The sequence below is a fragment of the Bifidobacterium indicum genome (assembly GCF_036987015.1).
Classification (GTDB): domain Bacteria; phylum Actinomycetota; class Actinomycetes; order Actinomycetales; family Bifidobacteriaceae; genus Bombiscardovia; species Bombiscardovia indica.
Window position 1 is genome coordinate 71,312 of the sequence record NZ_BTXM01000005.1, and the last position, 13,237, is coordinate 84,548.

Annotated in this window: 9 protein-coding genes; 4 read left to right on the top strand and 5 right to left on the bottom strand. The window is 61.4% G+C overall.

Annotation, left to right across the window (positions count from 1 at the left end; genetic code table 11):
- Positions 1-486 precede the first annotated feature (486 nt).
- Positions 487-1,959, top strand: a complete 1,473-nt coding sequence (locus tag AACP59_RS08655; RefSeq protein WP_297317162.1) for an amino acid permease — start codon at positions 487-489, stop codon at positions 1,957-1,959.
- A 143-nt stretch (positions 1,960-2,102) separates the two neighbouring features.
- Here the strand turns inward: AACP59_RS08655 and ilvC are convergent, their stop codons facing one another.
- The 5 genes from ilvC to fbaA form a co-directional block, all read right to left on the bottom strand.
- Complete coding sequence (gene ilvC / locus AACP59_RS08660; protein WP_297317161.1) at positions 2,103-3,152, bottom strand: ketol-acid reductoisomerase; 1,050 nt, start codon at positions 3,150-3,152, stop codon at positions 2,103-2,105.
- Between the two features lie 320 nt (positions 3,153-3,472).
- Positions 3,473-4,747, bottom strand: coding sequence for an MFS transporter (locus AACP59_RS08665; protein ID WP_339350884.1), 1,275 nt, complete (start codon positions 4,745-4,747; stop codon positions 3,473-3,475).
- Between the two features lie 564 nt (positions 4,748-5,311).
- Complete coding sequence (locus AACP59_RS08670; protein WP_339350865.1) at positions 5,312-6,436, bottom strand: FAD:protein FMN transferase; 1,125 nt, start codon at positions 6,434-6,436, stop codon at positions 5,312-5,314.
- Between the two features lie 13 nt (positions 6,437-6,449).
- Positions 6,450-7,751: an adenylosuccinate synthase gene (locus tag AACP59_RS08675; protein ID WP_339350867.1), complete on the bottom strand. Its 1,302-nt coding sequence runs from the start codon at positions 7,749-7,751 to the stop codon at positions 6,450-6,452.
- Between the two features lie 254 nt (positions 7,752-8,005).
- Positions 8,006-9,067: a class II fructose-bisphosphate aldolase gene (gene fbaA, locus AACP59_RS08680; RefSeq protein WP_297317271.1), complete on the bottom strand. Its 1,062-nt coding sequence runs from the start codon at positions 9,065-9,067 to the stop codon at positions 8,006-8,008.
- Positions 9,068-9,378: 311 nt separating this feature from the next.
- Between fbaA and AACP59_RS08685 the strand changes: the two genes are divergently transcribed.
- The 3 genes from AACP59_RS08685 to dcd all read left to right on the top strand — a co-directional run bounded on the left by AACP59_RS08685 (position 9,379) and on the right by dcd (position 13,020).
- On the top strand, positions 9,379-10,371 hold the full coding sequence (locus AACP59_RS08685; protein WP_297317272.1) for a nucleoside hydrolase: 993 nt from the start codon (positions 9,379-9,381) through the stop codon (positions 10,369-10,371).
- Positions 10,372-10,383: 12 nt separating this feature from the next.
- On the top strand, positions 10,384-11,802 hold the full coding sequence (locus AACP59_RS08690; RefSeq protein WP_339350868.1) for an MFS transporter: 1,419 nt from the start codon (positions 10,384-10,386) through the stop codon (positions 11,800-11,802).
- A 636-nt stretch (positions 11,803-12,438) separates the two neighbouring features.
- Positions 12,439-13,020: a dCTP deaminase gene (gene dcd, locus AACP59_RS08695; protein ID WP_297317274.1), complete on the top strand. Its 582-nt coding sequence runs from the start codon at positions 12,439-12,441 to the stop codon at positions 13,018-13,020.
- Positions 13,021-13,237 lie beyond the last annotated feature (217 nt).

Here is a 13,237-nt window from a genome sequence, read left to right on the forward strand (position 1 = left end):
ACGTGCAGATTCAGTATAGCAAGATTCAATTGCAAAGTTGGCATACTAATTTATGCCGGCAAGGTCGGAAAATGATGAGATGCAAATGAACTAGTGGAACTACATTCGATGATGGCCACTCACAATTAAAGTCCGTCCATGGGCCAGTGCCTTCCCCGTGTGCAAGTTGATTTCTGCTCGTTGCGTCGAGGAGTGGAAACCCGAATCAGGTAATCCCACTGTCTAAACCACGAAATATCCGGGACACACCACCTAGTAAACTGGTGGACCATTGGGACGGACACCCCCACAACAGCATCCTGGCCGATTCCGTGACGCCAATAAAGTAAGGGCTTAGGGTAGGCACCGGTGTATTTCATATCGGGGATCAGTCGGATGAATAATCCGACCAGTCTGCCCCTTCCCCGAAAGCGCCGGGGAGGGCAAACAAGCAAATCAGTACCCAGTCTGCAGACATACAGTCTGTGGACCCGAAAGGCGGATAAGATGTCTTCAGGTGACAAGGGCAGGGAAACCGGACAGTCCCAGAGCGAAGTCAAGCGCAATCTGAAGACCCGCCATATATCAATGATCGCCCTTGGCGGCTGCATCGGCACCGGGCTCTTCATGACCTCGGGTTCCACCATCTCCACGGCCGGGCCGGGCGGCGGTCTCCTGGCCTATGCGGCCATGGGGGTCATGGTCTACTTCCTGATGACCAGCCTGGGCGAGTTGGCCACCCACATGCCGGTCTCCGGCTCCTTCGCCGCCTACAGCTCCCGCTATGTGGACCCGGCCCTGGGGTTCGCCATGGGCTGGGACTACTGGTTGAACTGGACCATTTCCGGGGCCGTTGACATCTCGACGGCCGCGCTCCTGATCCAGTACTGGCTGCCCGACACCCCCGGCTGGATATGGAGCCTCCTGGTCCTGGTCGTCGTCTTCCTGATCAACGCCCTGGCCGTTTCGGCCTTCGGGGAGACGGAGTTCTGGCTCTCCCTGATCAAGGTGGCCACCATCATCGTCTTCCTGGTCATCGGCTTCGCCATGATCTTCGGCATCATGTTCCACCCGGCCGTTGGCCTGCGGAACTTCACCTACAAGGACGCCCCCTTCGTGGGCGGCTTCCCGGCCATCATGAGCGTCTTCCTGATAGCCGGATACTCCTTCCAGGGGACCGAGGTGGTGGGGGTCACCGCCGGCGAATCGGAGAACCCCGGCCAGGCCGTGCCCAAGGCCATCAATGAGGTCTTCTGGAGGATCCTCCTCTTCTACATCCTCTCCATCTTCGTCATCGCGGCCCTGATCCCCTACACCAGCCCCAACCTCCTTGGGGCCTCGGACGGCAACATCGCCATGTCGCCCTTCACCCTGGTCTTCCAGCGGGCCGGACTGGCCTCGGCGGCCAGTGTCATGAACGCCGTGGTCCTGACCTCCATCCTCTCGGCCGTCAACACGGGCGCCTACGCATCCAGCCGCATGCTCTACGGACTGGCCAAGGACCACTACGCCCCCAAGGTCTTCGCCAGGACCACCAAGCGGGGCATCCCCATGGCCGCCCTGGTGGCCACGGTCTGCATGTCGCTGGCCACCTTTGCCTCCAGCATCTTCGGCCAGACCTTCTACATGTGGCTGGTGACGGCAACGGGCCTGACCGGCTTCATCGCCTGGATCGGCATAGCCCTGAGCCACCTCCGCTTCCGCAGGGCCTTCAAACTCCAGGGACATGACGTGAGCGAGCTCAAGTACCACTCCAAGCTCTACCCCCTGGGCCCCCTCCTGGCCATGGCGCTCTGCCTGATCGTCATCGCCGGACAGGACATCCCCTCCATGGCAAGCCTGAACTGGTCACACATGGCCATGACCTACTTCAGCGTGGTCCTGGTCCTGGTGCTCTACCTGGGTTACAAGTTCGTCAATCACACCAAGATCGTCAAACTCAAGGACATGGACGTCTCCGGAACGGATTCGGCCCGCTGATGAAACGTCGCCCTGGGCCTTATTCCGCCGGACTCCCTGTGGGTCAGGGCCACATATGACAAACCGCCCAGCGAAGGAGCCGAAGCCCATCCGCGGGGCGGTCTCTCACTCAGACCTGATGCGGTCCCCGTGAAAGCGGGGAATCACTGAACCTGGGAGCGGGCGATCTTCCCGGTGAAGGACTGGGCCTCGTCGGCATCCTTGACGTCCTTGTTCCAGGAGAACATGGCACGCAGCTTGGGGCCGACCTCCTCGATCTTCTCGTGGGAGTACTTCTCCTGCAGCTCCTTGAACTTGGGGGCGCCGGCATCCTGGTCGTCGATGAACTCCTTGGCGAAGGAGCCGTCCTGGATGCGCTTGAGCTGGTGACGCATGCGATCCTTGGTGGACTCGTCGACCACGGTGGAGGTGAAATCACCGTACTGGGCGGTGTCGGAGCAGGACCAACGGGCCTTGTTCAGACCGCCCTCGTTCATCAGATCGACCAGCATCTTGAGCTCGTGGCAGACCTCGAAGTAGGCGATCTCGGGCTGGTAGCCAGCCTCGGTCAGCACCTCGAAGCCGGTCTCGACCAGGTGGTTGACGCCACCCATGAGCACATCCTGCTCGCCGAAGAGATCGGTCTCGGTCTCCTCCTTGAAGGTGGTCTTGATGGCGCCTGCACGCAGGGCGCCCAGGGCCTTGGCGTAGGCCAGGGTGATGTCCCAGCCGTCACCGCGGGGATCCTGCTCGACGGCAACGACCACCGGCACACCACGGCCGGCCACATACTCACGACGGACGATATGGCCCGGGCCCTTGGGGGCGACCATGAAGACGGGATGATCGGCGCTGGGCTTGATGTATCCGTAATGGATGTTGAACCCGTGGGCGAAGCCGACAGCGGCGCCCTCCTTGATGTTGGGCTCGATGTCATCACGCCAGATGGTGCGCTGGTACTGATCGGGGGCCAGGATCATGACGATGTCGGCTTCCTTGGTGGCCTCCGCCACGGTCTTGACCTCCAGACCCTGCTCCTTGGCGAACTCGACCGACTTGGAGCCGGCGCGCAGACCGACCACTACGTCAACACCGGAATCGCGCAGGTTCAGCGCATGAGCATGTCCTTGGGAACCGTAGCCGATGATGGCCACCTTCTTGCCCTGCAGAACCGAGAGATCCCCATCCTTCTCATACCAGATCTGTGCTGCCATTATCTTTACTCCTTTTTAAACGGTCCTGCCGGTCCATAAAGTGCGGCCAGGGATCGTGACGCATTACTTACTATTTGATCAGCTCTTGTTCAGCGGACGTTGCTCATCAACTCCGGCTCCGGATTTTGTCCTTTGCCCAGGTCGATTGACGGATACTGCTTCTTTGTCTCCAACCATACTCGTGGCGTGGCCAGGCGAGCATTCCGCGACTCATTGTTTGGACACCGACAGGTTGCCAACCCTGCATACAGGCCGGGAACCACCTCCATCCTCAGCCGGGTACATCCGAAATCACTACCGTGACAGGTCTTGGGCTGCGGTCACTTGGTGAAGTCCACATCCCTGGTCTCGTGGCAGGTCAGGACCGCCACCAGACAGCAGACCGCCATGACGGCCAGGTACAAGCCGACCGAGCGCACACCCCAGTGGGAAGAAAGCCAGGTGGCGACGGTGGGCACGAAGGCCGCACCGACTATGGCCGCCAGGTTGTAGCCGATGCCGGAGCCCGAGTACCTGACGTTGGCGTCGAAAAGTTCGGGGAGGAAGGCGCCGATCGGGCCGAAAGCCATGCCCATGAGGGCGAAGCCGACGCAGAGGAAGACCATGACCTGGAAGGTGTTGTGGTGATCCATGAGCAGGTAGGGGAAGGCCAGGCTGAAGACCACCAGCATGACCGAGCTGCCCACCAGGACCCGACGCCTGCCGATCCGGTCGGCGTAGACGCAGGAGAGCACGATGAAGAGGGCGAAGACGACGATGGAGACCATCAGCATGAGGAGGTATTCCTGGTTGCTGAAGCCCAGGCCGCCACCGCCCTGAGACCTGGGCTTGGTGCCGTAGGCCAGGGACCAGGTGGCCAGGGTGTAGAAGAGGGTGTAGGTGACGGCGACCAGGAAGGTGGCCTGGAGCACTTGGCGCCAGCTCTTGCGGAACACCTCGACCAGGGGGGTCTTGACGACCTTCTTCTGGTCCAGGGCCATCTGGAAGATCGGGGTCTCCTGCATGGAGACGCGGACGGCCAGGCCTACCAGGACCAGGATTGCGGAAAGAAGGAAGGGTACGCGCCATCCCCAGGTCAGCATCTGCTCGGGCGTGCAGAACATCTCCAGGAGGAAGTAGGTCCCGTTGGCCAGGAAGAAGCCGATCGGGGCACCCAGCTCCGGGAAGGACCCGTAGAGGGCGCGCTTGCCCTCGGGGGCGTTCTCGGTGGCCACCAGGGCCGCACCCGACCATTCACCGCCCAGGCCGATACCCTGGACGAACCGGCAAAGGCAGAGGACCACGACGGCCCAGAGGCCCCAGGTGGCGTAGGTGGGCAGGACACCAATCAGGACGGTTGAACAGCCCATGGTCAGGAGGGAGACCACCAGGGTGGTCTTGCGGCCCCGACTGTCGCCGAAATGGCCGAAGATCAGGGACCCCAGGGGTCTGGCGATGAATGCGATGGCGAAGGTGAGCAGTGAGGCCAGGAGGGCCACGGTCGGGTCCGTCTTGGGGAAGAAGAGCTTGGGGAAGTAGTTGGCCGAGGCGGTCCCGTAGGCATAGAAGTCGTAGAACTCAATGGCGGTACCCACCATGGATGCCCCTATGACCATGCGGACCGAGCTACGGGTGACCTGGCGCGGCCGACCGGCTTGTTTGGTTTCGTCACCGGCCAAAGAGCCGGCGTCGGTATCACTTGCCGTCATCACTTCATCTCCTTCTCCCGGTCGGCTCCTGGCCTGAAGCCACGGAACCGGACCATTACGGAAGACCCCGCCGTTGGCAGGGTCTGGTGAAATGAAGCGATGCTTGTTCAACCCTGCCTTCTGGCGGGGTCGAACAATATGAGGATTGCCGAATCAGTCCGCCAACGAAGACGGGCTAATAATTCGTACGGACACAGTACCGAATCGACCTGTGCTCAATTTCCTTGTCATCGCGGCGAACCTCCTCTCGCAGTCTTCCCTTCGAATGCGTCCTGCATCCGGATTGGTTTTGACCTTAGGCCCGGGTAATCACCCGACCGGACTATGCGTCCAATATATGGACGAACTGGTCCATTGATGGGCCGACAATTCAAGCCGGGCCAAGTTTCCGATGTCCGAGAATCAGTCTTGCCGCGGATCATGCCTTGCCGATCAAGACAGGGAACCGGTTCTAAAGCACGGTCCACGATCTCAGCCCGTGAAGATAGTTCCCGGAAATCCCCTGGAGACCACGGCCCGACGATTGTCGTCAATCGTCGCACAGGCGAAGGAAAAGTGCTCGGCCAGGTCATTGGCATCAACCAGGAAGAGGGCCGTCGATAAGCCGTCTGCCAGGGCGGTCGGGTACAAATCCGCCAAACGACCATCCTTGCCCTTGCCCGGATTCTGGCCCTTCCTCGGAACACGATCCGGGGTCCAATCCCGTCCCGAGCGCTCCGGCGAGCATTGCCCCTGATTACATATCGATGCCCCCGCGCCCTGTTCGCCATCGTTCCCGTCCCGGCCAACCACCACCCAGGTGGCCTCGACCCGACGGACCGGCCAGCCATCAATGGCGTTGACAATGTGGTGAAGGACCATCAAACCGCCCGCCGCCCCGTCCTTGCGAGGAGCGGTCCACCGCCGTCTGCTGGGGGCCGAGGCACAGAGGGACCCCGATACCATGGAAACCAACCCAACCGCCTTGGTCAGATCATCCGGGTCCTCCATGGCGATGGAAACGGCCTTGGGAGCATGGATCCTCATGTCGCCGCCGGCGTCAATCAGATAGTCCCCGACCCGGTAGGTGCCTTGGGCATGCTCCAGAATACCGGCCAAGAGGTCGACCAGATACCCTTTGCCCAGGGCACCGAAGTCCAGCTGGACCGACCCCGTGGTCCTCAGGGTCGTACCCACACGTTCAACGTCATCGCCCCAGGTGGCCCTGCCCCGGATCCTGCCGAGATGGTCGACTGCATCGGCACTCATGCGGAAGGTCATATCCCTGCCATAGCCCAGACGGACCAGGTCGGCGCCCACAGCAGGATCCAAGGCGCCCCCGGTGGCGAGATACAAGCAGTCATACAGGTCGAACAGACCCTGGCAGTATTCGGGGAAATCGAAGCTTCCGCCCCGATCAGACTCGGCCATGGCTGCCGGTATCGAATCATCCCGGAACCTGGACAGGGTCGATTCATAGGCCTCGATCAGGTGGCCCATCCTGGCTCTGAGCCCTGATCCGACAGGCTTGGCGGTGTTGATGATGATGCCGGTCCCCAACGCCTCCGGGAAGGCGGTCAGGTGGGGCATGGATGAAGAGCCCACCTCCCGTGCCATGGCCGGATACCGGTCAGTCCGTCAGGGAGTGGATCTGAACGATCTGGTCGCGGCCGGGGCCCGAGCCGATGGCCGAGATGCGGCAGCCGGAGATATCCTCCAGGCGGTGGACGTAGTCCTTGGCCTTGACGGGGAACTCCTCGAAACTGCGAGCTCCGGAGATGTCCTCACCCCAGCCCGGCAGCTCCTCGTAGACCGGCTGGGCGGACTGGAATTCAGCCTGGTCGGTAGGCATTTCATTGACACGGACCCGGGAACCGTCGGCCCCGGTCACGTCATAGCCGACACAGACGGGGATGGTCTCCAGCCCGGAAAGGACATCCAGCTTGGTCAGGACGATGTCGGTCAAGCCGTTGATCTGGACCGCATAGCGGGCCACCAGGGCATCGAACCAGCCGCAACGGCGGGGGCGACCGGTGGTGACCCCGAACTCATGGCCCTGCTTACGGAGCCATTCGCCCTGCTCATTGTCGAGCTCGGTGGGGAAGGGCCCCTCACCCACGCGGGTCACATAGGCCTTGGCCACGCCGACCACACGATCTATCTTGGTGGGGCCGACCCCGGTTCCGGTGCAGGCACCGCCGGCCGTGCAGTTCGAAGAGGTGACGAAGGGGTAGGTACCGTGGTCCACGTCCAGCATGGTGGCCTGGCCGCCCTCGAAGAGGACGTTCCTGCCCCGGTCAAGGGCATTATTGAGGATGAGCGAGGTGTTGGCCACGTAGGGGCGCAGGCGATCCGCGTATTCGCTCAGTTCGTCCACAGTGGCATCGACGTCGATGGCACGACGGTTGTAGAGCTTGACCAGCATCTGGTTCTTCTGGTGGAGGCTGGCCTCGACCTTGTCGCGCAAGTGGTCGGTGTTGAAGAGGTCATGCACGCGGATACCCACACGGTTGATCTTGTCGGCGTAAGCCGGGCCGATGCCACGACCGGTGGTACCGATTTTGCGCTTGCCCAGGAAGCGTTCGGTCACCTTATCCAGGGTCCGGTCGTAGGGGGCGATGATATGGGCGGACTCACTGACGCGCAGACGGCTGCAATCCACGCCTCGCGACTCCAGCCCGTCAACCTCCTCGAAGAGGGCCTGGGGGTCCACCACCACCCCGTTGCCGATGACCGGCGTGATGGATGGATGGATGATGCCGGAGGGCAGGAGGTGGAGGTCATACTCCTGGTCGCCCACGACCACGGTATGGCCGGCATTGTTGCCGCCGTTGAACCGGGCGACATAGTCCATGCGCTCGCCGATAAGATCCGTTGCCTTGCCTTTACCCTCGTCACCCCACTGGGCTCCGACGACCACGATTCCGGGCATAGGACACACTCCCTTCTCCAGCGATCCCCCTCTGGAGAGGGCGGACCATCCACCAATGAGCCTATCCCCACGTATGGAGCTGGCGACCCCCTCCACGGAGGACAGGAGACCATTTCAGAGCAGGTCAGGGGAAAGCGAAACCAGCGAATGTCGGGCCCGGATCCGATGTGTTCCCCGGCAGGCCGTAGACCGGCCTGTCCACTGCGCTTTTCCGCCAATTCCCATCGACATACTTGGGTCACAACCCATCCATATCACCGCAAGGCCCGACCGGCGCTCCCCAGCTCCCGGCAGGCCTCGACCACGCGGGCCGCCATGCCGTCCTCGCCCTCCCGGCCCCAGGACCGGGGGTCATACTCGTTCTTGGCGCCGACCTCGCCATCGACCTTGAGGACCTTATCGTAGTTGGTGAACATATGGCCGGCTATGGCCCTGGTGAAGGCGTACTGGGTGTCGGTATCGACGTTCATCTTGACCACGCCGCAGGAAACCGCCTTGGCTATGTCGGCCGGCTCGGAACCGGACCCACCGTGGAAGACCAGGAGGAAGGGCTTGTCGCCGGGAACTTCGGGGCCCGGAGAAGGGAATTGACCGGAACTGACGGCCCGGGCGGTTCGGCCCTGAATCTCCCCCAGGAGGTCGGGACGAAGCTTGACCACCCCCGGCTTGTAGGCCCCGTGCACGTTGCCGAAGGTGAAGGCCACCATATACCGACCCGACTCACCCATGCCCAGCTCGTCGACCACTTTCAGCCCGTCATCAGGCGAGGAATAGAGCCGTTCGTCAATCTGCGCGGAGTGGCCGTCCTCCTCACCACCGACCGTGCCCACCTCAATCTCCAGAACCGTGTGGGCGGCCTGCGAATCCTCCAGCAGTCCCTTGGCGACGGCCAGGTTGCGGTCCAAGGGTATGGAGGAACCGTCCCACATATGTGATTGGAAGAGTGGCTCCTGGCCGTGTTTCACCTGGTCCTTCTCATAGGCCAGGAGGGGACGGACCCATTCGTCCAGGTACTGGGGGGCGCAATGATCGGTGTGAAGAGCCACGGTGATCCCGGGATAATGGTCGATCACCTCCTGGGCGAAACGGGCGAAGGCGATGGAGCCGGTCACCCGATCGGCCAGGCGCTGCCCCGACAGGTAGGATGCACCACCAACCGAGACCTGGATGATGCCGTCGGATTCCGCTTCGGCGAACCCCTCCAGTGCGGCGTTCAGGGTCTGGGTACTGGTCACGTTGATGGCAGGGTAGGCATAGGAGCCGCGCCTGGCTGCATCGAGCATCTGCACGTACCGTTCAGGGGTTGCAAGGGTCATGCCTTCATTATCCCAGCATGCCGCGAAATTCGGGGTCTCTGACCCGCATGTCGACGCGCCCGATTCCCCCCATGCGGACAAGTCGAGCCGGTTTGCCCAAAAGTCTCACGATTAATTTCTCTTGGCGAACGTACATGCCCAAAGGTTGACAAGAATATCGACCCCTAGTAGTTTGTCAAGATGCAGTCTTGATGAAACGTTACATCAATGTGAAGATACAGCCTCCCCTGTCGGTCGGCCGTATGAAGGAAACGGCCCCGCAAGGGAAGCAAGGGTGGCCCGCACCCGCCCCTCCCGGGAAGGAAGCAACCGTGTCAGCAAGCAGCGAAACCCACAGGAAAATCATTCTGGACCTCGACACGGGCATTGACGACACCCTGGCACTGTCCTACGTGCTGGCCTCGCCCGATGCCGAACTGATTGGCATCACCGGAACCTACGGCAACGTGGTGGTGGAGCAGGGGGTGACCAACGACCTGAACCTGCTGGCCATGTACGGTCGTGAGGACATCCCCGTCTTCAAGGGCATCGACCATCCCAGCACCGCGGACTCGTTCTCGGTGCCGCCCGACTCGGCGATCTTCCACGGTGCCAACGGAACCGGCAACGTCGAAATACCCGCCCACTCGGACGCGAAGCCCCGGGATCAGGGGTCCGTGGACTTCATCATCGACTCGGTCCGCCGCTACCCCAAGGGTGAGCTGGTTGTGGTACCCACGGGCGCCCTGACCACCATCGCCGCCGCCCTGGAGCAGGCCCCCGACATCATCGACAAGATCACCATTGTCATGATGGGCGGCAGCCTCACCCAGCCCGGCAACGTGGGCCCCTTTGCCGAGGCCAACATCAACCAGGATCCTGAGGCGGCGAACAAGATCTTCGCCACCAAGGCGGACATCACCATGATCGGCCTGGACGTGACCACCCAGGTCCTGATGAGCCAGGAGGACACCGACTCCCTGCGCCGCACCGGCACAGAGGCAGGCAGGTTCCTGGCCGACATGACGGATTACTACATCCGAATCAGCGAGCAGGAGGAAGGGGTCTTCCTGGGCGGATGCAACCTGCACGACCCCCTGGCCGCCGCCGTGGCCATCGACCCCACCCTGGTCACCACCTTCGCCACCAATCTGATGGTGGAGACCGAGGGCCCTCAGCGCGGCCGCACAATCGGAGACCCCAAGAGGCTCCTGGACGAGACCAAGAACACCAAGGTGGCCCTCTCGGTGGATGCCGAGCGCTTCACCAAACAGTTCGTGGACAGGCTGAGGACCCTGGTCACCACACAGCGGAACGAACAATAGGAGGGGCATACGATGACCGAAACCGTTACGACCGGAACCACCGGAATCCCAGCCACCGAGGCCGATGACAACAGGTCAAGGACCAAGCGCGCCCTGCCCGCCCTCCTGGCCATCTTCCTCCTGGGAACCCTGATGATCCAGGCCTTCAACCTGGTCTTCCAGAACGTGGGCGACTCCCTGGGAATGTCCGCAAACGCCTCCCTGATCAGTACCCTGCCCGGCATCGTCCTCGGTGTGGTCTGCATGCTCTACGGGACGCTCTGCGACTACATCTCCCCGCGCAAGATGACCCTCTTCGGAGTGGGCGCCCTGATCATCGGCAGCCTTCTGGGCTTCCTGGGCGCCTCGAACTTCTGGGCCGTGGTCCTGGCCAGGATGATCCAGACCGCGGGTGGCCAGGTGGCAGGATCAGTCTTCCTGGTCATGGCCATGAAGTACCTGAACGACAAGGAGCGAGCCTTCTACCTGGGCGTCTTCAACGCGGTCTACTACGCCTCCTCGGCCGTAGGCATCTTCGCCGGCGGACTGATCACCTCCATCGACTGGAAGTACCTCTTCCTGGTCCCCCTGATCGCCGTCCTGCTGATTCCCCAGGTCCTGAAGAACACTCCGGACACCAGCGTCAAGGGCGAACGGATCGATGCCTTCGGCATCGCCATCTTTGCCCTGATCGCCGGATTCGTGGCCGTGTACTTCTCCTTCCCCGCCACATGGATGCTTGGCGTCCTGGCCGTACTGATCGCCGTCTTCGCCGTCTACGTCTGGAAGGGCAGCAACCCCTTCCTGAGCAGGAGGTTCGTGACCAACGGGGCCTACATGTCTGTTCTTCTGGCCCTCTTCATCTTCTACTTCTTCAACTTCGCCTGCGTGCCGATCTACAACGTAATCGGCGACCAGATCTACCGGATCTCCCTGAGCCAGGTCTCCATCTGCCTGACCATCGTCTACCTGGTGGCCACCTTGGTGGGATGCCTGTCCGGAACAATCCTCTCGACCATCGGCAGGCTCCCCATGTTGGTCCTCTCCGCGGTCCTGATGATCGCAGGCAGCTTCGGATCGGCCATCTTCATCTCCTCGGGCTTCTGGACCCTGACCGTCCTGGCATGCGTCTCCATCGCAGGTATCACCATGTCATACACCCCCCTGTACGACTCCTTCTCGGCCACCCTGCCGACGGATCAGAACGGACGCGGCATCGGCATCGGCGACCTGATGATGAACACCTCGGCCTCGATCGGCATGGCCGTCTACAGCGGTCTCATGGCCGACGAGAGCTTCGGTTCCCGCGGGTTCCTGGGCGTCCAACCCGGTACCCACGCCCAGGCGTCCAACATGTTCTGGGTCATGGGACTGACCGCCGTCCTTGCCCTGGTCATCGTCCTGGTCTTTCACGGGAACATGTCGGCGCAGGCCCCCAAGGAGGACCAGTGAACCCCTTCAAGGGAATCAACATAGAAGACTTGGCCGGGTACCGCGCATCATGCCGGAATCCGACCGCCTAGACCGGGGAGGAAGTGGAAGTCGATTCACATCCGGCTTGTGATATCCCCCTCTTCCCTCAGCCGCCGGATGTGACGAGACAACGTCCACCCCTCCCCAGAAGTAAGGAAGGCCCCGTCAAGCCATAACGACGGGGCCTTTCTCTATACCCGCCGAACCGATCTTCGGCTCCGGTGCCTTACTCCGGTCCGGCGCCGTACGCACAGAGGCACAAGCCGACAGCAGGCAGGAATCATCTCATGGTCGCAGAATCGACGGCCCATGCAATCCTGATATAAAAGAGAACCCGGCGGAATCGAATCCGCCGGGCGAGAGAGAAGAAAGGGAAATCAGTTATACTGCCGTCTTGACAACGCCAGGTCGACCTTGTCAATTGCCGACAATCACAGTAAACAACGTGCACCTTAAGAGGATGATGGGGTTACCTGAAAATTCGCTGAGAACAGACGTGGGGGGGGGGGCATCCCGGCAAGGAATCCCGCCATACCAGGTTGTAGACTGAAAACAGATGAATCGCCCTCGTAGTTGGGGTGCTTCTCCCCATCACCATAAGGAGATCAAATAGGCATGTTGCTCAGCGACCATGACATTCTGGATTCCCACGAAAGCGGACACCTGGATCTCGACCCTTGGACCACTGAAATGGTTCAGCCTTCCAGTATTGACGTGCGACTGGACAGGTACTTCCGCATCTTCAACAACCACCAGTACACCTATGTCGACCCGGCCGAGGATCAGGGTGCCCTGACCGAGCAGTTCGAGGTGGCCAAGGGGGAACCTTGGATTCTCCACCCTGGCGAGTTCGTGCTGGGATCCACCTGGGAGTACGTCAAGCTCGATTCCACCCTGGCCGCACGACTGGAAGGAAAGAGCTCCTTGGGCAGACTGGGTATTCTGACCCACTCAACGGCCGGTTTCGTGGACCCCGGTTTCGAGGGCCACATCACCCTGGAACTCTCCAACGTCAGTAACCTGCCGGTCAAGCTCTGGCCCGGCATGAAAATCGGCCAGATGTGCTTCTTCAGGCTCTCCTCGCCGGCGGAGTACCCCTACGGGTCCAAGCACAACGGATCCCATTATCAAGGGCAGCGCGGTCCGACCCCATCCCGTTCGTTCGTCAACTTCTACAAGGCCGACGTCTCCGACTGAGCTCCACCTTGCATCCACTTTTCCGCATAGCAGGAAATTGTAGAGATATCTTTTTATCCGTGCGTTTGAGTACTTGACTTGACAGAATAAGAGCGCTTGAAAATGCCAATTTTACGGGAAGCAGACCATGTCGAGAGCCGCTAAGCACTTCAACCATAGTACCCGTCACGGTCAGGCCGACTCCAGCACCGCGTTCATCAGGAAACAGGAATTGAGA